We start from the raw sequence: 17030 nt of genomic DNA, 5'->3' as shown, positions 1-17030 counted from the left end.
TCCGTCGTCAGGCCATCCCCCCATACGGAAGAGACCGTCACTCCTGAAACCCGGTGAGTGTGGTCTTGCCGATGCTGGTGCCCGATTCCTGGAGACGGTGCGCCTCGCGCAGGGAGGCGGCGTTGATCGGGCCGAGATCGCGCGTCGCGGTGGTGCTCAGAATGCCGGCGTCGGCCAGGCGCGCGACCTGGGTGAGGATGTGGTGCTGCATCGCCTGGTCCGCGGTCTGGAACATGGAACGGGTGTACATGAACTCCCAGTGGAAGGAGATGCTTTTCGGCTTGAGCGCGCCGATGGGCAGGGAGTCGAAATCGTCGGTGGCGACGATGTGGCCGAAGGGGTTGAGTACGTCGGCGTAGGCGGCCAGATTGCGGTCGGTGCCGGCGGTGGAGAAGACGTAGTCGACACCGCCGGGTGCCACCTTGGCGAGTTGCGGGGCAAGCGGCTTGTGATGGTCGACGATGTGCTGGGAGCCCATCCGCCGGGCGAACTCCGAGGTCTCGGGGCGGGATGCCGTTCCGATCACGGTCAGGCTGGTCAGGGCGCGCGCCAGCTGTGCGGTCATGGAGCCGACGCCGCCCGCGGCCGCGGTGAGCAGCAGAGCACCGGTCTGTTCAAGAGCTCCGATACGCAACCCGAGGCGTTCGAAGAGGCCCTCCCATGCGGTGAGCGTGGTCAGCGGGAGCGCTGCTGCCTCGGTGAAGGAGAGATTGCGCGGCTTGCGCGCGACGAGCCGCTCATCCACCGCGTGGTAGCGAGAGTTGGCGCCGGGCCGGTCGAGGGCCCCGGCGTAGTAGACCTCGTCGCCGACGGAGAACAACTCACCGTCGGTACCGACCGCGACGACGACCCCGGCCGCATCCCAGCCGAGCACGCGGGGCTCACCGCCCGGGTCGGCGGTCTGACGCATCTTGTAGTCCACCGGGTTGACGGCGATCGCCTCGACGCGGACCAGGATGTCCCGGGGGCCGGGCTGAGGTACAGGCAGCTCGATGTCGATGAGGCTCTCGGGGTCGTCGATCGGGAGGCTGCTGCGGTAGGCGACGGCCGGCATGGTCCTCGCGGTCTCATTCATCGCGATCTCCTTGATGCGGTTTGTCGAGAGATGGTGATCCCGGCCGGGACCGGCACCGCCGAACGCACTCGGCCTGTGGCTGAGAGCGCCTGTCACCACCGCTCGTTCCGGCTTTCCCGCGCATCATCGCCACTCATTTCCTGACAGGCCTCACTCGGCCGACCCCGAAGAGATGGAGCAGGGTGCGGGGATTCGTACGGTGAACGAAGTGCAGCGCTACGGGATTCAAGTTGTCACCCCTCCTTGCTCGGCGACCTTACCGATACGAGCGGCGCGCGAACTATCACATCCGTGGTGTTTCACTCTTTGTCACCTTCCGATTTGCCGGTCGGTTGCAGGTGAGATATCTGTTTGTGGACGGCGGATCTCTTCGTATGCAGCCCTTGACAGCTGACGTGTGGGACTTGCTCACGGATCTCGCCCGACGTCCGCACGTCAAGGCGTCCCCCTCTCATCTCGAAGGAAATCCCAGCACCATGTCTGATGCCATATCGCGGGCGAGCGGTTCGCACAGCACGCCCAGTAGACGCGCGGTCGTCTCCCTGCCCGCAGTGGTCGGCCTGTCCCTGGCGATCGGAGCGCCGCAGGCAGGGGCGGCCGAACAGCGGGAGCGGGTGGAGCCCGGTGTCGAGTTGGAACAGGTGGCGACCTTTGACGGCGCCATGCCCACAGGTGTCACCATCTCTCGATCCGGCCGTATCTTCGTGAACTTCCCACGCTGGGGCGACAACGTACCTTTCTCGGTCGCCGAGATTCGTGACGGCGTTCCGGTCGCCTACCCGAACGCCGTTGTGAACCAGGCGGACCTGAGCGACCCGGCGGGTCACTTTCTCGGGGTGCAGAGCGTTGTCGTCGACGCTGCCGAGCGCCTCTGGGTCGTCGACACCGGACGGGTCGAATGGGCGGATGCCCCATATGGCGGACCAAAACTCGTGGCCATCGACCTGAAGACGAATAGAGTGGTGAGGACCATTGTCTTCCCACGAGACATCGCGGGGCCTCGCAGTTTCGTCAACGACGTGCGTTTTGATCTCCGCAGCGGCTATGCGTATCTGACCGATGCCACGCCGGACCGTCCGAACGGATTGATAGTCGTTCACCTGGAGAGCGGGGAGTCGTGGCGTCGCCTGGACGATGTGCCGGCCACGCTCCCGGAGCCCGACTTCGTTCCCGTGATCGACGGAGTGCCGTTCCTCAACAAGCCGGGTAAGGCACCGGGAACCCCGGTGGGCATCGGGGTCGACGGCATCGCGCTCTCCCCGGACGGAACCTGGCTGTACTTCTGTCCTCTGTCCAGCCGGAAGCTGTACGCGATCCGCACCAACGACCTTGTGAAACGGCGCACTTCGTCGAAGCGGGATGAGCTGTCGGTACACGACCTCGGGACAAAAGGCATGTCGGACGGCCTGGAAATAGACCAGTCGGGCCGCGTGTACGGCGGTGACATAGAGCGTCGCGCCATCGTGCGGCGGGATCGTGATGGTGCATTTCGGACGGTGGTCCAGGACGATCGATTGCTGTGGCCGGACACCCTCTCCGTGGGCTACGACCGAAACCTCTATGTGATCGCCAACCAGCTCAATCGCCAAGCGGCCTACAACAGCGGCCGAGACCTGCGACGCAAGCCGTACGTCCTGTACCGCGTGCCGATAGGCAATGGCCCTGCCAGGCGCTGAATTCGCCACGAGTGGAGCCGGATACCCCCGCGCGTGCGCTTCCTCGAGCCCACCCCATGGACACGGTGTGGGCCGGTGTCCGGAGCGTACGGGCGTCAACGACAGCGGCTCGTGGGTGAGCGATGAGTTCGGACAGCGCATCGGGTCTGCCTTGACATGACTCGAATCATCGCCGACATCTCGGTCTCCCTCGACGGCTTCGTCACCGGGCCGGACCCCGGACCGCACAGCGGGCTGGGGTCGGGTGGCGAGGCCCTGCACACCTGGGCGTTCTCCGACGACCCCGACGACCGCAGGGTTCTGCGTGAGGCGACGGCCCGCTCGGGAGCCGTCGTCCTCGGCCGCCGGCTCTTCGACCTGGTCGACGGGCCGAACGGCTGGGACGACACGACCGGATACGGCGCCCGCGAGGTCGGCAAGCCGGCATTCATTGTCGTGACGACATCACCGCCGGAGTCGGTGCGGCTCATCGACCTCGACTGGACGTTCGTCACCACCGGCCTGCCCGACGCCATCGCCACCGCGCGCCGGCGAGCCGCGGCGGCCTCGTCGGACAGTGGCAAGGAGCTCGATGTCGTCCTCATGGGCGGCGGCGCCACAGTCGGCTCGGCAGTGGACGCGGGACTGGTCGACGGTCTGACGCTGCACCTCGCGCCCGTCGTGCTGGGTGGCGGGACGCCACTGTTCACGGGAGGAACCCGCCGCACGCTGGTTCAGCGGAGCGTGACCTCGACATCGACCGCGACGCATCTTACCTACGACGTCCTCTGACGAGTTGGCGGCTCAAGGCGCCCGGATCGGCCTACTGTGAGTCCGGGACAGGCGCAGTTCCGGGAAGGTGCGCCGAACTCCTCGCGACGGGCGTTGCGTTGGACGCGCAGTGTGCGAGCCGCACAGCGGCACACACCAATGCCGAGCATGCCGTCGATGCCACGTGGCAGGCGCCGACCGACACGATCACGATGGCCGGGTGCGGTCAGTCTGCCGGTCTCACGGCAGCTGTTGCTCATTGGCGTTGCAAGCGTCCCGGGTCCCGGCGCCGGGACCCGGGACGCCAAGCACAACCGTGTCATCAAGCGCCGGCGCGGCGGCAGTGCTCCGGGACGGCGAAGGACCGCAACGTTACTGGCGCGGCCGTTCGAAGGTGAGCAGCAGGCCCTCGACCGCGCCCGGGCCGATGCGGCCCTTGACGTCGGCGGACGTTATGGCCTTCAGTCCCCAGCCGTCCTCGGCGTGCTTGTTGAGCACCTTCTCCAGCTTGTCGCTGTCCAGGGCATCGCCGATCAGCGACTCCCGAAAGGTGACGACCTTGTACTCGTACGTGTAGGGCTGGCTCATGGCTACGGGGTTCTCCTGCAGGTCGGTGCTGCGATTGCCGGAGCCAGTCAATCATCGTTCGGCTTTGAACGGGCCGCGAGGTGCCAACAGGCTGCAAGCGCAACCCGCTTCGTTCTGTCCTGTTCAGCGACGGGCAGCGAACCGGGCCATTGCCTGGTCGCGTCTGCCGCCCGAAGTCACGGGCCGTGGCGGCACGGTGGGAGGACGGAAGCCGGCCGCACCTCCGGGACGGTCCGTATACATGGGGGCCGCACCCGGGTGCCGGGTGCGGCCCTGACGCGTTCCTGTCTCAAGCTGTACCCGGCCAACTTCAGGAAGAAATAAAGGCCGTCGTGATGCGGGGGTTGCCTGCATGGTCCGATGTGGCGTGGTGTGCCGTGGTGGACAAGGACGGATGCCGTCGGGCGACGAACTCGGTGGCCTTGTGCCAAACCGATTCGCAGGTGGTTGCGGATTGGACTCGGCTCAGAGGCCCAGGTCGGCGGCGAAGCAGGAGAATGACGTCCATGAACCTTCGGGGTTGTAGGCGTCCCTTGCCGGGTCGTGCAACGTGACCGGCTCCTCCTGAACCATGTCCTCGTAGCGGATGCGCTCGGGCAGCTTGCCGAACCGTGCGTGCCGGGCCGCCGCGGCGCTGTCGATCATGCTCTGACCTTCCATGGCCAGCCTCCTTCGAGTCCCATTGGCGGAGATCGAGTCCCTCTACTTCCGTGCGTCTCAGACTCGCACCGAATGAGTCACCAGTCAAGGCGGTGACGATGCTTAGTGATCGTAGGAAGTTAGTAGTGGTGCGAGTATCTTGTTGCCGCTCCAACAGGTGACGCAACAAGGTGATCTGTCGGGAAAGTCACGCCTCATCTGATGGGGAGCCGGTCATGGGGCGGTGGCGGCGACCATGACCGGTCCCAGGTCGACGTTCTGCCGACGGGTCGCGCTGCGGACGCGGCTCGCGCGAGGTGAGTGTCGGCAGGGGGGTGATGCGCTGTGGCGCGACGAGCGCCGACTCTTCTGACCCGTGGCCGGGCGAACGAGAGAAGTGCGCCACAAGCAGGGAGCGGCACCTCGGAGCGGCACTGTCCCGCTACTGTGAGTGTGCAAGGGGGCCGGACTGCTCAGCGGCCGGCAGCGACTCCGGTGGCCGTCGCGGTGACCCGGCCCTGGCTCCGCTCGTAAGGCTCAGCGCAGGAGGCTGATCACCGTGCTGGAGCCGGCCGCGCGACCCAAGTGACGGAACGCGAAAGATTGGCCTTCCTCCAGCGCGACAGCCTCTTCGAGCACGACCGCCACCTCGGCTCCGTGAAGCGGCCGGACCACGTCGACGCCCTTGGGCAGCGTGACGGTGCCCAACACGGCGGCGGTCCGGGTGTGGAAAACGAGGTGATCGCCGGAGACGACCTCCACGCCGCCCTGCTCCTCGGACAGCAGCGTGATGTCGGCGGTGAAGCCGACCTGGGCACTGATCGAACCTGGCTTCGTGAGTACCCGGCCCCGGCTCATGGCGCCCATGGCAGAGCCCGGCAGCAGCACGCCCACGTTCATTTCCGCAGTCGCCGCCTCGATGGGCACTCGGCTTTGCTCGATGCCCGCGACGATGTGGGTCACGTTGCCGTCCAAGCCGACGATCTCCACCGCGTCCCCTTGGCGCACCGAGCCGCGTTCGATCCGCCCCGTCACCATGACCAACCTGCCCTGATGCAGGCTGAACACGTCTTCGACAGGCATCAGGAACGGCTTGTCCACTGCGTTCGCCACTGACTGGTCCGTAACCCCACCCATGACCGTCCATGCTCCCCTGTCACGCTCGTGACATCCGTGATCGGAAGTCCCGAGGCCGACAACGACCGCCGGCCATACCACCCCGGGGATGACGCCGACTTCTCACGCAGCCCCCGCCGCACCCCCCGGGCAGAGCACCTATGCGTGGAGGACTTTGCGAAGGGACTCGGCGAACTCGGTCGGGTGCGTCGTCAGGCCGACGTGGCTGCCGGGGAAGTGCAGGAGGTCGGTACCCAGATGTTCGGCCAGGCCGGCGGTCGCACGATAGGGCAGTTCGCCCCGCGAGTCCTGCCCTCCGACAAGCGTGAGCCGGTCCGACAGTGCCTTGAGTCGGTGGAGGTCGGGGGCGTAGGACATGAAACCGGGCACGATGCGCGATACGAAGAAGGGCAGGTCGGCCATGGTCTGCGTGGCGCGCGCCGCCGCTCGCGGCGGAAGCTCGATCCCGGGCTTCGGCACGGACTCGTCGTCCCCTGTGAGGCCCGCGGCGAACTCGGTCATCGCCGGCATGAGCCCCTGTGCTCGGAAGGTTTCCTGCACGCGTGCGAGAAGCGCGCGGTGGTCGGCGACGTCCGGGAGGACCTCCACGACCGGGGGCTCGTGTGCAACGACGTGGGCGACGCGCTCGGGGTGCGTGGTGAGCAGGTGCAGTGCGACGATCGCACCCGAGCTGGCGCCGAACACCCGGGCGGGCTCATCGGGCGACAGCAACTCGATGATTCGGAAGGCGTCTTGAGCGTGTTCCGCCACTGTCTGCTCGGATTCGGGTTCGTCCAGCGTGCTGCGCGACATTCCCCGTGGGTCGTAGGCCGCGACGGTGTACTCGGCGGCCAGGCCGTCGACGATGTCCTCGAAGGAGGCCGCGCCGCCCGTCCCTCCGGGGATCAGCAGCAGGAGCGGGCCTTGGCCACGCACTTCGTAATGCAAGGTTGCACCGTTCACGCGCAGACTGCCGATGGTCGGATCGGTCATGATGCGTCTCCTTCTCGGGACGAAGGCCAGGCTCCAAGAGGCTGTGCAGGGTGCCGAGGGTGGTGACCCGGGGCTGTTGCGGGTGACCGCTCATGGGCCAACCCGCCGGCTCGGCGCCCGCGATCGTCAGCCGCCTTCCCGCCGACCCGTCTCTCTCTACGCGTCCTCGCCGTTTCCTAGGCGCCCTAGGATAAACCTAGAGCTCCTAGGGAGAAATCTCCAGCCAGTTTTGGATGCCGCGATAACTTTTCTAAGCCCGGAGAGTCTCGTCACTGTTGTCGACCATGGGAGAAGCGCGTGACACAGCTACTGAGGGTGCAGAACTTCAATGTCTCGAGTGATGGAATCGGCGCCGGTGAGCATCAAAGCCTCGAGAACCCCTTCGGCCACGTTGATCCCGGAAGGCTCTTCGCCTGGGCCGGTGCCACGGCGAGTTGGCCCATGCGGACCGATCCCGGTGGGAGCCGAGGCCTCGACGACTACTTCACACGGGACTACGCACGCAACATCGGTGCCGAGATCATGGGCCGCAACAAGTTCGGGCCCCAGCGTGGGCCCTGGAACGATCACGAGTGGCGAGGCTGGTGGGGGAACGAGCCTCCGTTCCGTACCCCGGTGTTCGTCATGACCCACCACAAGCGCCCTTCGTTCACGCTCTCCGAAACCACGTTCCACTTCGTCGACGGCGACCCGGCCATCGTTCTCGAGCAGGCGCGGGAGGCGGCGCAGGGCAAGGACGTCCGCCTCGGTGGCGGCGTCACCACCGTCCGCCAGTTCCTCGACGCGGATCTCGTCGACACCATGCATGTGGCGGTCTCGCCGGTGAAGCTGGGATCCGGACTGCGGCTCTGGGATTCCCCCGACGAGCTCCTCGACCGGTTCGATCTCGAGGTCGTGCCCAGCCCGAGCGGCGTGACACACCACTTGTTCTGGCGGAAGTGAGCTGACCGACCACTCGCCCCTCAGCGCCTCGTACGCCGGGGGGCATGGTCGGTCGCTCCGGCGGTGCCTGCTTCGTTGTCCAGGTACGGCGGACGTGGTCGGGCGAGTGACGGCGGACCGATCGTGAAAGCGGTTCAGGCCTGGGCGCTCGGCCACGGAGATTGGTTTTTCGGATACCCCCGGCCGCACCCGGCGGTAGTGGGCGCCCGGTTTTCGCGGCCGTGCCGGCAGACGGTTCACCGCACTCCGTCCGGTGGAGCCGGCCCAGGTATGGGCACGGCTCCACCGGACCGTCCTCGATGAGTTGGGGGACCGGCGGGTCGGTCCGCCCCCTTCGGGCCGTCGAGTGCACGCTCCGCTGTCTCGTGGTCCGCAGGCTGCCGACGCCGCACCGCCGGCCACGAGCGCGCACCCGAGCACTTCCTCGCTGCCGCCGACGGTCGGCGACCCTCGTCCGCCGGAGCTGGCGACCTCGTTCGCTACCGCAGGGGAGGGGTGACGCCGTCGAACCAGTTGTTGCCCAGATCCATCTCGCGTTCGCCGACCACAGGGAGGGCGTCGAGGCGGGTGATCTCCTCGAGCGTGAGCTTCACGTCCACCGCCGCGCTGTTCTCCTCCAGGCGGGAGACATGGAGGGTGCCGGGGATCGGGACGACATCGGGAGCCTTGGCCAGCAGCCAGGCGAGGGCGACCTGGCCCGGCGCCGCTTCATGGGCGAGGGCGATCTCCTGGACGGCCCGGACGGCGGCCAGGTTGGCGTCGAAGGCCTCTGGGGAGAAGCGGGGCATCTGCCGGCGGTAGTCGCCCTCCGGCAGGTCCGCGAGGGATGTGATCTTTCCGGTGAGCATGCCCCGGCCGAGCGGGCTGTACGGGACGACCGCGATACCCAGCTCACGGCAGAGCGGGAAGACCTCCTGCTCGATCTCGCGCGACCACAGCGACCACTCGGTCTGTACGGTGCTGATGGGGTGGACCGTGTGGGCGCGGCGAATGGTGTCGGGTGCGGCCTCGCTCAGTCCGAGGTGCAGTACCTTGCCCTCCTTGACGAGTTCGGCCATCGCGCCGACCGTCTCCTCGATGGGCACGTCGGGGTCGATGCGGTGCTGGTAGTAGAGATCGACGTGATCGGTGCCCAGCTTGGTCAGTGAGCGCTCGATGCGCTCGCGCACATACTCGGGTCGTCCGTTGATGATCGGCGGACCCTCGGGGTTCAGGCCCCGCACGATGCCGAACTTGGTGGCGAGGACGACCTTGTCGCGGCGACCGCGGAGGGCGCTGCCGATGGCATCCTCGCTGCCGGTGTAGACGTCGGCGGTGTCGATGAGGGTGACGCCGAGTTCGACCGCGCGCCCGATCAGGGCGTCCGCGGTGTCGTCGGTGGCTTGCTGCGCGCTCTGCCCGTAGGGGCGGGCGAAGCTCATCGACCCGTAGCCGATGGCTCCGACGGTCGGGCCGCCGGAGCCGAGGGAGCGCTGGGGGAGAGGCATGCTGGGTCCTTAGTCGTTCGGTTCAGTGGCGGGGCACATCCGCTATGTCCACACCCGTGGACACCGTATGTCGACGACTGTGGACATGCAAGCGGATGTGATGCCGTGCGCCGGTGAGCCCTCCCTGTCCGGCCGTGTCCGGACTCCACCTCCTGACTTCGACAAGGGCTCATGGCGCGCGGGACGCGTGCAACGGCGGTACGCCGATCGACCTGGACGGCGGTGAACGTCCGGAGCGTCGATGCGCCTGGCCGACGCAGGCGGTGCGTGCCCGGGAGCCGGGGCCCGCGCGGGGTTCGGTCGCCTCATCGGGCGTCTCGTAACCTGGGCTCCATGAGCCAGGACGCACATCCGCCCGCCCCTGCCCGCCGTCGTGACTCGGCCGCCACTCGAGCCGCGATCCTCAAAGCGGCCCGCGAGACCTTCACGCAGCGGGGATACGACGGAGCCGGACTCCGTGAGATCGCGAACGCCGCGGGCGCGGACACCCGGCTGATCGGCCGGTACTTCGGCTCGAAGGAAGGGCTGTTCGCCGAAGTCGTCGACCTGGCCTACGAGAAGTCGATGATGATGACGCCCGAACACAATGCGGAAGCAGCGCGCACGCTTCTGACCGGTGAAGGCGGCGCGCAGGCCGACGGCCTGCTGCTCACCCTCCGCTCCGCCTCCAACCCCCGCGCGGCCGCCATCATGCGTGACAGCATCGAACGCAACTATCAGCGCAGACTTGCCGACGCGCTGCCCGGTACCGACACCACCGGACGCTCCGCCGTCCTCATCGCCATCTGCGCCGGGGTCCTGCTCAACCGCCTGCTGCTCGGTCACACCGCCCTCAACGGCCCCGACACCGAGCGGCTCGTCCCGTACCTGCACGCCGCCCTCGACGCCGTGGCCAAGGTCCCGCAGTCCGCTGACGACGAGAAGTAGAAGTCCCGGCACCGGCTGTACAAGAGGCGCGCGCCCGCTTCGATGTTTCTCCCTGCCCAGCAGCCGTGCCCGGGGGAGCCCTGGGCCCGTCATCACCCCGCCCCATGGCCGGTCATTGCAGGCCACGGCAGCCGGATCGGGCTCCGGACCGAGTGCGGAGACGGCGGCCGGTCGGACGTCCCGACGACGGACAAGGCGCCGAGACCTCCCGCACCTGACCTCCATGATCCACGACGGCCGCCGGGCTGTGCTACGCTTCTCGTGTTGCAGTTGTGGTACCCATGAACCTATGTGCGCCTGACGGGAATGTTTCTCCTGCAGGCGCATTATTTGTTTTTCCGGCATCTCCGGATGGGGCCTCTGCCTACCAAAAGGAGAAAGTCATGGCACAGGGAACCGTGAAGTGGTTCAACGCCGAAAAGGGCTTCGGCTTCATTCAGCAGGACGGCGGCGGCCCCGACGTCTTCGCCCACTACTCGAACATCGCCACCCAGGGCTTCCGTGAGCTCCAGGAGGGCCAGCGGGTCTCCTTCGACGTCACGCAGGGCCAGAAGGGCCCGCAGGCGGAGAACATCGTCCCCGCCTGATCGCCCGGCGCGTATCCGCTTACCGGGGTCCGCACTGTAACGGTGCGGACCCCGGTTTGTGCTGTTTCCAGGAAGGTGAACAAACGCATGTCCCGTAGGCCCCAGAAGTCCAATCGGCGCGCCTCGTCACCGTCGCAGTCCGCGTCGTCGCCGAGGGAGTTCCGGCTGCCGGAAAGCACGACGCCCGCCCTTCCCGCCGTCGAGGACTTCGCCGATCTGGACCTGCCCGCGGGATTGCTCAAGACCCTCACCGAGCAAGGCGTCAAGACTCCCTTCCCCATCCAGGCCGCCACCCTGCCCAACTCGCTCGCCGGCCGCGACCTGCTGGGACGGGGCCGCACAGGCTCCGGGAAGACCCTCGCGTTCGGGCTCGCACTCCTCGCCCGCACGGCCGGCCTGCGCGCGGAGCCCAAGGCGCCCCTCGCCCTCGTACTGGTCCCCACCCGTGAACTCGCACAGCAGGTCACGGACGCCCTGACCCCGTACGCGACGGCGGTGAACCTCCGGCTCGCCACTGTGGTCGGCGGGCTGTCCATCGGCAAGCAGGCCGCTGCGCTCCGGCGCGGCGCCGAGGTGCTCGTGGCGACCCCCGGCAGGCTCAACGACCTGGTGGGACAAGGCGACTGTGTGCTCGGCAGCGTACGCATCACGGTGCTGGACGAAGCCGACCAGATGACCGACATGGGCTTCCTGCCCCAGATCACCAAGGTGATCGAGCAAGTGCGGCCCGACGGACAGCGGTTGCTCTTCTCGGCCACCCTGGACAGCAACATCGACCGCCTGGTGCAGCGGTTCCTGACCGACCCGGTGGTGCACTCCGTGGACCCGTCCGCGGGTGCGGTGACCACCATGGACCATCATGTGCTCCACGTCCTGGACGAGACGGACAAGAAGGCCGTCGTCACGCGCATCGCGGCCCGTGACGGCCGGGTCATCCTCTTCCTCGACACCAAGAGGTCCGCCGACCGGCTCGCCAAGCGACTGCTGGCCGTCGGTGTCCGCGCGGCGGCACTGCACGGAGGCCGCTCCCAGCCGCAGCGGAACCGCACCCTGGAGCAGTTCAAGAACGGCCAGGTGACCGCGCTGGTGGCGACGAACGTCGCGGCCCGCGGGATACACATCGACGACCTCGACCTCGTGGTGAACGTCGATCCCCCCACCGATCACAAGGACTACGTCCACCGGGGCGGCCGCACGGCCCGCGCCGGCGGCACCGGCAGCGTGGTCACGCTGGTCCTGCCCGACCAGAAGCGGGACGTCACCCGGCTCATGTCACATGCCGGCATCCGTCCCCGTACGGCCCGCATCACGTCGAGTGACGCGGAACTCGCCACCATCACCGGCGCTCGGGAACCCTCCGGCGTGCCCGTGACGATCGAGATCCCCCAGCCCGCGACACCACCGGTGTCCCGCTCCGACCGAAAGACCGACACCGAGCCCGGCAAGCGGTCCAACCGTCGTCGCCGAAACGGCGGCAAGGCCACGGCAACGGCGGGCAACGCCTCGGAGACGGGGAGCCGGGGTTCGGCCCGGCGGGCCGCGGACGGGTCGGCTGCGACGGGTGGCAACTCCTCATCCGGAGGCCGGGGTACCGCCCGCCGGGCCGGAACCGGCAGGACCACGGGCAGCACCGCCGGCACGGGCGGTCGCAGCGCCGACCGCCGAGCCACGGCGGGTGCGGCGGCCGGTGCGGCCTCCGGCAAGGTGGTGCGCAGACCGAGCCGCCGCGCGGCGGCCGGCGGAGCCACTGGCGGTGCTGCCGGCACCAGCGGCCGCGGCTCCGACCACCGGGGCGGCCGACGCAACTCTGCCTAAGAGTCATCCCGTGATGGGATGCCGTCCGATCAGTTCCTGTTCGGGTGCGCCGTCTGTGGGCGGTGCGTTCCCTACTGGGGTGGCTGTTCCGACGTGGGCCTTGTCCCGCGTGCTTGCGGGTCGGGGCTCACTCGGGGTGGGCCGGTACCGGTCGGTGGTGTTTTGCCGAGCAGCGGCCCGCGGTCCCGGGACGGGGCGTTGGGCTGCCGCGTGGGTGCGGCCCCTGCGGGGGCGTGCATCGCGCTGCGGTTGACTCGACAGGCCTTTTTGCAGCCCTTCTGCGAACAAGATGTGTGTCATGCGGGCCTGGACTTTGTCCAGGCCCGCGGTTTTGGGGTCGTCAGGATTGGTGAGCCGGACGTGCGCGGCGAGGGCTGCTCGCCAGGATCGAGGAGCCCGAGCTTCGGGTTGCCGTGGCGAGCCCGGCGCGGGGAGCCGGGTGGCCGGCGGGGAAGGTGCCGCCGTCGCCGACCTCGATCAGGATCCTGGCTCCGGTCCTGACGCCGACTCCCGGCATCGACGTCAGAACCTTCGAAAGAGGGAGGGCCGCCAGGAATAGGGGAATCGACTGGACGCACTGATCCACGGTCATCTCCACGGCATCCGCCGGGGTCGGCTTGATCCTGACCGCAGTAGTCACCTACTTCGGTGTCCTGACTACGCAAGATCAGATTGATCGATCGCGCCAGTCGAACGAGGACAGGGCCATGCAACAGGCAGAGGGAGGTTGACGAAGAGGAAATCGTCCGGTCTTCACGGACAACTCAAGTCATGCCTGGAGGCGTAGCAGTCTCGGAACCCTGGTTCGGGATACTGCCAAGACGCCTTTGTCACCCCGGGCCAGCCGGCCTCCGTGCGCTGGAAGACAACCAAGGTCGAGGACTGCGGACGCACCTCACACGCCGCGATAGACGAGCTTGGTGAAGAGGTCCGGGCCGATGATCCCCTGCCCCCACTTGGCGTCGAAGGGCTGGGTGGGCTTGGCCCCAATGGTCTGTTCAACCGTAAGGCCCCTGCCCTTGAGGTCGGCGACGCGGTTGCGAATGGCGACGAGCATATTGCGGTACTGCACCAGATCGGCGCGCCTTCCGACCGGCCCATGCCCGGGAACGACGATTGTGCCGTCGCCCACCCTCGCGATGTTCTGGTTTGCAGCCCGGATCATCCCGTCGATGCTGCCGCCGGTCTCGTGGTCGATGAACGGGTAGAGATCGTTCCAAAAGGTGTCGCCGGTGAACAGAACGTCCGCCCTGGTGAAATCGACGGAGAGGTCGCCGTCGGTGTGGGCGGGGCTGTAGGGACGCAGCCGCACCGGCTCTCCATCGACGGTGAACGTCTTCTCGGAGGCGACGGTCACGGTCGGTCGGGCGGCGGCAGGGACCGGGGTGAAGGTGTGCGCCCATTCCACCACCCGGATGGTCTCGCTCAGGTTGCGCAGGGTATTGGGGGCGGCGATGATCTCTGCGCCATGCTCGTGGACCCAGCTGTTTCCGCCCGTGTGGTCGAAATGCCAATGGGTGTTGACCAGGTACCTGATGTGGGAAGCCCCGAGTTTCTGCAGGGCGCTTTCCAGCTTCTGGCGAGAAACGGCGATGCCGGCGTCGACCATGAAGGCGCCGTCCCTGCTCGGCAGTACGCCGATGTTTCCGCCTGACCCCTGGAGCATGTACACGCCGCCCCGAAGCGGTGTCACGGTGATGGGGTCTCTGGCGGCGGCGGCGTTGAGCACGTCGTAAGGGTTTTTCTGCTTTTCCTGCGCGCTGGGTGGTGGAGTGCTACTCGATGCAAGCGAGGGTGGCGCGCCCAGGGAGCACGCCGCCAGAACCGCAGCGATCGCCGCCTTCCCCAGGGTGTTCATCTCCCGTTTCATGGTAGGAGCTCCTCTCACTGCCCCCATCGCAGGAGTCTCGTCCTGTGATGGGCTTCGGTGGGGCCTCCGGAGGCCGAGCATCATCCATCGTTCAGCAGCTCAACCCGCTCCGCATTCCAGCGGGACCCGCCAGGCGGCGCTCAAAGGTTGCCTGCGTCGTGCTGGAGACGTTCGTGGCGTCGGGGTGGCGATTGGCGCCACCGCGGACATCGCGTCGGCTCTGGCACCAGCCTTGGCCGGCATAGCCGAAGCCCTCATCTGCCACCGCCGCCTCACCAAATAAAGCGACGTCTAAAGCCGATCGAGTGAGCCAGTACTTTAGCGGTAGATCGTGTTCACGTTGGGCTGCGGCTTGCCGCCGATAGTGGCGTGCATGGGATCGTGCCTGGTGGCGGCGTCTCCAGTGGGACCGGCGGAGCCGGTGTGCCGTGCCCTGGAGGGGCGGACGACGAGGGTGATACCCAGGTGCTGGATCTCGTTGCAGGTGAGCGGGACCAGGTTGTCGGGGGCGGTTCGCGCGTGGGTTCCTCGGTACGGACGACGGCGAGGAAGGCGTGGTCGAGCATGGCGAGGGTGACCTGGCGCGCTCAGGACGTGTAGCGGAGGACCTGATGCTCGTCCAGTTCGGCCAGCCCCCTTCCGGACGAGAACGTCTCCTCGAGCCGCCATCTTGATCCCGCGACATCGATCAGGGTCGCCAGCGGCACCGGTCGGGGCGAATAGCAGCGGTAGTAGGCGAGTTCGCCGGTGGTGCGGTTGCGGCGGATCAGCAGATGGCGGTGGCTGGGCCGGGGCTCGGACAGGGCGATGTGGGCCCAGTCGTAGACGTGTTACCCCTTGGCTCCGGCTCCGGCCGACAGCTTCTGCCAGGCTCGCTCGGGGAACTTCTCGGTCAGGATGTCCGCCCGGAACTTCTCCGCCCTGGTGGTGATTTCGTGTGGGCGGGCCACCGCGCGCACATGGCCGGTGTTGTGTTCCTCCAGGGTGATCTGCAGTTCCGGGTTGCCGCCGTAGACCTCGTCGCCGGATACGCCAGGAGGCGTGGTGGCCAGCGTCCAGGAACCGGGCGATCATGCGGGCGGCCAGTTCCGGCTTGGTCGCGAACGTTGTGTCCCGATCGAGTCCGACTGCCCGGCAGCGGTCGGACTGGTCGGCCCGCGAGCGTGGGACGTAGATCTCTCGGTCCACCGCAGCGCGTCCGCGCCTCCCTGGCATCGACCAGATAGACCGCATCTTATGAGTTTTTCGATCCTGCCTGCGGTGCCGGCCCCAACAAGTGCACCAACGTTGATCATCGGCGTGTGAAGACAGACAATCACCCGGTGACCGCAGGTCACAACGTAGGCCCCGCCCGCTGACAGAACGCATTACAGGGCTTGATGCACCGCATCGCGGGCAGGTTCGCCCGGGTCGAACCCCTTCGCGGGATACGGCGGCTGGTGGTCGGACCTGTCTTCAACGAGCAGGATCACGTACCGCGAGTCGTGTCCTGCCTGCGCAGGATTCCCCGGGAGGCAACGGCGTCGCGAAGGCGTGCAGCCATAGCGGCTGCCTCCTTCTGTGCCACGGACAGTACGCCGTGCTCGGTCATCAGGGCGTGGAACTGCTGTTGCTGATAGGGGACACCGGACGGCAGGCCGGCGATGTGCCAATGCAGGTGCGCGTTGCCCTGCTGGCTGCCGAGGGAGTAGAGGTATGTCCGCTCAGATTCGCATACGGCCTCGACGGCGAGGGCGACCTCCCGCACGACCAGCATGAGCCTGGCGTAGGCTGCTTCGTCCATGTCGCGGACGACGTGCTCGATGTGCGTTTTGGGCGCGACGAGGACCTTCCCCGGCACCGTCGGCCACCTGTCGAGGAACGCGACATGATGATCGTCCTCGAAGACCGTCTCGTGCGCGTAGTCCGGATGTCCGGCCAAGAACGCGCAGACAAAACACGGGCCGCGTCGCGCGCGGTCCGCATATGCCTCAAGATCCATAGCCTGCCGGTTCATCGACACCTGTACTCCTCGAGGCGGGGTTCCTCAGTCTGCCGGAACAGATCGAACCCGCCTCGCAGGGGGACGAGCCGTCCAACGGCGGAGGCAACCTCCCCTGGATCAGCACACGATCCTCCAAGCCGGTGGCTTGGGCTCCTTTCGGTGGATGCCCAGGGTTCGGGACGTGCGCATGGCGCTCGGATCAGTGTTCGTATCACCCGGTCGTCCATGCTCTGTTTCTGACTTACGCCGTCCTGTTCCGGTGCAACGCCCGGGCGGCAGGAAGACTTCGAAGGACACGTCGTCTCATTTGGTCAGTCTGCGATAGCAGATGAGGCTGCAGGCGACAGCGGTGAAGGTCAGGAAATGCTCGGCCTTGCGTTCGTAGCGGCGGTCAAGGCTGCGGCAGCCGCTCAGCCGGGACATCGTGCGCTCGATCGTCCAGCGGTGCCGGCCGAGCCGGGTGGAGGATTCGAGCCTTGCGGACGATGCGGTGCGGCATGCCTCCCTTGCGCAGCCGGCTGCGCCTGGAGAGGGACTGCAGGTCGTGGTCGCGCAACAGTTGCCGGCACTCGCGCCCGGCC

14 protein-coding genes and 3 pseudogenes are annotated in these 17030 nt (G+C 67.5%); 6 read left to right on the top strand and 11 right to left on the bottom strand.

Features of this window, described 5'->3' with window-relative positions; genetic code table 11:
* Positions 1–37: 37 nt before the first annotated feature.
* Positions 38–1075, bottom strand: a complete 1038-nt coding sequence (locus RCR19_RS01165) for a zinc-binding alcohol dehydrogenase family protein (RefSeq protein ID WP_331263290.1) — start codon at positions 1073–1075, stop codon at positions 38–40.
* Between the two features lie 476 nt (positions 1076–1551).
* Between RCR19_RS01165 and RCR19_RS01160 the strand changes: the two genes are divergently transcribed.
* Both RCR19_RS01160 and RCR19_RS01155 read left to right on the top strand, forming a co-directional pair.
* Positions 1552–2751, top strand: coding sequence for an L-dopachrome tautomerase-related protein (locus RCR19_RS01160; protein ID WP_331263289.1), 1200 nt, complete (start codon positions 1552–1554; stop codon positions 2749–2751).
* A gap of 156 nt (positions 2752–2907) precedes the next feature.
* A complete protein-coding gene (locus RCR19_RS01155; protein WP_331263288.1) occupies positions 2908–3522 on the top strand; it encodes a dihydrofolate reductase family protein in 615 nt (204 codons plus the stop codon).
* Positions 3523–3873: 351 nt separating this feature from the next.
* Here the strand turns inward: RCR19_RS01155 and RCR19_RS01150 are convergent, their stop codons facing one another.
* The 4 genes from RCR19_RS01150 to RCR19_RS01135 all read right to left on the bottom strand — a co-directional run bounded on the left by RCR19_RS01150 (position 3874) and on the right by RCR19_RS01135 (position 6837).
* The gene (locus tag RCR19_RS01150; protein ID WP_234515221.1) at positions 3874–4089 is read right to left on the bottom strand and encodes a DUF4177 domain-containing protein; all 216 of its coding nucleotides are present in this window, start codon (positions 4087–4089) and stop codon (positions 3874–3876) included.
* 465 nt (positions 4090–4554) lie between these two features.
* Positions 4555–4749 carry a hypothetical protein gene (locus RCR19_RS01145; RefSeq protein WP_331263287.1) on the bottom strand — a complete coding sequence of 65 codons (195 nt, stop codon included), beginning with the start codon at positions 4747–4749 and terminating at the stop codon, positions 4555–4557.
* A gap of 516 nt (positions 4750–5265) precedes the next feature.
* Entirely contained in the window at positions 5266–5841 is a 576-nt protein-coding gene (locus RCR19_RS01140; RefSeq protein ID WP_331263286.1) for an EF-Tu/IF-2/RF-3 family GTPase, read from the bottom strand.
* Positions 5842–6003: 162 nt separating this feature from the next.
* A complete protein-coding gene (locus tag RCR19_RS01135) occupies positions 6004–6837 on the bottom strand; it encodes an alpha/beta hydrolase (protein WP_331263285.1) in 834 nt (277 codons plus the stop codon).
* Positions 6838–7134: 297 nt separating this feature from the next.
* Here RCR19_RS01135 and RCR19_RS01130 point away from each other — a divergent pair, with 297 nt between their 5' ends.
* On the top strand, positions 7135–7779 hold the full coding sequence (locus tag RCR19_RS01130; protein WP_331263284.1) for a dihydrofolate reductase family protein: 645 nt from the start codon (positions 7135–7137) through the stop codon (positions 7777–7779).
* Between the two features lie 479 nt (positions 7780–8258).
* On the opposite strand, the gene RCR19_RS01125 is transcribed toward RCR19_RS01130, so the two are convergent.
* Positions 8259–9266 (bottom strand): aldo/keto reductase, encoded by a 1008-nt coding sequence (locus tag RCR19_RS01125; RefSeq protein ID WP_331263283.1) that lies wholly within the window; start codon positions 9264–9266, stop codon positions 8259–8261.
* A 333-nt stretch (positions 9267–9599) separates the two neighbouring features.
* Here RCR19_RS01125 and RCR19_RS01120 point away from each other — a divergent pair, with 333 nt between their 5' ends.
* The 3 genes from RCR19_RS01120 (at position 9600) to RCR19_RS01110 (ending at position 12595) form a co-directional block, all read left to right on the top strand.
* On the top strand, positions 9600–10193 hold the full coding sequence (locus RCR19_RS01120) for a TetR family transcriptional regulator (protein WP_331263282.1): 594 nt from the start codon (positions 9600–9602) through the stop codon (positions 10191–10193).
* A 383-nt stretch (positions 10194–10576) separates the two neighbouring features.
* Entirely contained in the window at positions 10577–10780 is a 204-nt protein-coding gene (locus RCR19_RS01115; protein ID WP_023544341.1) for a cold-shock protein, read from the top strand.
* Positions 10781–10867: 87 nt separating this feature from the next.
* Positions 10868–12595: a DEAD/DEAH box helicase gene (locus RCR19_RS01110; protein ID WP_331263281.1), complete on the top strand. Its 1728-nt coding sequence runs from the start codon at positions 10868–10870 to the stop codon at positions 12593–12595.
* A gap of 385 nt (positions 12596–12980) precedes the next feature.
* On the opposite strand, the pseudogene RCR19_RS01105 reads toward RCR19_RS01110, so the two are convergent.
* The 5 genes and pseudogenes from RCR19_RS01105 to RCR19_RS01085 all read right to left on the bottom strand — a co-directional run.
* Positions 12981–13148, bottom strand: a pseudogene (locus RCR19_RS01105) (transposase); the annotation flags it as partial.
* 342 nt (positions 13149–13490) lie between these two features.
* Positions 13491–14465, bottom strand: a complete 975-nt coding sequence (locus tag RCR19_RS01100; protein ID WP_331263280.1) for an MBL fold metallo-hydrolase — start codon at positions 14463–14465, stop codon at positions 13491–13493.
* Between the two features lie 346 nt (positions 14466–14811).
* Positions 14812–15730: pseudogene (locus RCR19_RS01095) on the bottom strand (IS701 family transposase); the annotation flags it as partial.
* A 203-nt stretch (positions 15731–15933) separates the two neighbouring features.
* A complete protein-coding gene (locus tag RCR19_RS01090; protein WP_331263279.1) occupies positions 15934–16461 on the bottom strand; it encodes an HIT family protein in 528 nt (175 codons plus the stop codon).
* Between the two features lie 291 nt (positions 16462–16752).
* A pseudogene (locus RCR19_RS01085) lies at positions 16753–16951 on the bottom strand (transposase); the annotation flags it as partial.
* Between the last annotated feature and the right edge of the window lie 79 nt (positions 16952–17030).

It is taken from the genome of Streptomyces sp. WAC07094, from assembly GCF_036320405.1.
In the GTDB taxonomy this organism is placed as follows: domain Bacteria; phylum Actinomycetota; class Actinomycetes; order Streptomycetales; family Streptomycetaceae; genus Streptomyces; species Streptomyces lannensis.
This window is presented reverse-complemented; position numbering and strand designations above follow the sequence as displayed.

Bases quoted from the DNA above. Each gene is read 5' to 3' on its own strand.
- RCR19_RS01135 (WP_331263285.1), bottom strand. From the start codon at position 6,837: ATGACCGATCCGACCATCGGCAGTCTGCGCGTGAACGGTGCAACCTTG.
- RCR19_RS01155 (WP_331263288.1), top strand. From the start codon at position 2,908: ATGACTCGAATCATCGCCGACATCTCGGTCTCCCTCGACGGCTTCGTC.
- RCR19_RS01160 (WP_331263289.1), top strand. From the start codon at position 1,552: ATGTCTGATGCCATATCGCGGGCGAGCGGTTCGCACAGCACGCCCAGT.
- RCR19_RS01145 (WP_331263287.1), bottom strand. From the start codon at position 4,749: ATGGAAGGTCAGAGCATGATCGACAGCGCCGCGGCGGCCCGGCACGCA.
- RCR19_RS01090 (WP_331263279.1), bottom strand. From the start codon at position 16,461: ATGAACCGGCAGGCTATGGATCTTGAGGCATATGCGGACCGCGCGCGA.
- RCR19_RS01115 (WP_023544341.1), top strand. From the start codon at position 10,577: ATGGCACAGGGAACCGTGAAGTGGTTCAACGCCGAAAAGGGCTTCGGC.
- RCR19_RS01100 (WP_331263280.1), bottom strand. From the start codon at position 14,465: ATGAAACGGGAGATGAACACCCTGGGGAAGGCGGCGATCGCTGCGGTT.
- RCR19_RS01120 (WP_331263282.1), top strand. From the start codon at position 9,600: ATGAGCCAGGACGCACATCCGCCCGCCCCTGCCCGCCGTCGTGACTCG.
- RCR19_RS01165 (WP_331263290.1), bottom strand. From the start codon at position 1,075: ATGAATGAGACCGCGAGGACCATGCCGGCCGTCGCCTACCGCAGCAGC.
- RCR19_RS01125 (WP_331263283.1), bottom strand. From the start codon at position 9,266: ATGCCTCTCCCCCAGCGCTCCCTCGGCTCCGGCGGCCCGACCGTCGGA.
- RCR19_RS01150 (WP_234515221.1), bottom strand. From the start codon at position 4,089: ATGAGCCAGCCCTACACGTACGAGTACAAGGTCGTCACCTTTCGGGAG.
- RCR19_RS01110 (WP_331263281.1), top strand. From the start codon at position 10,868: ATGTCCCGTAGGCCCCAGAAGTCCAATCGGCGCGCCTCGTCACCGTCG.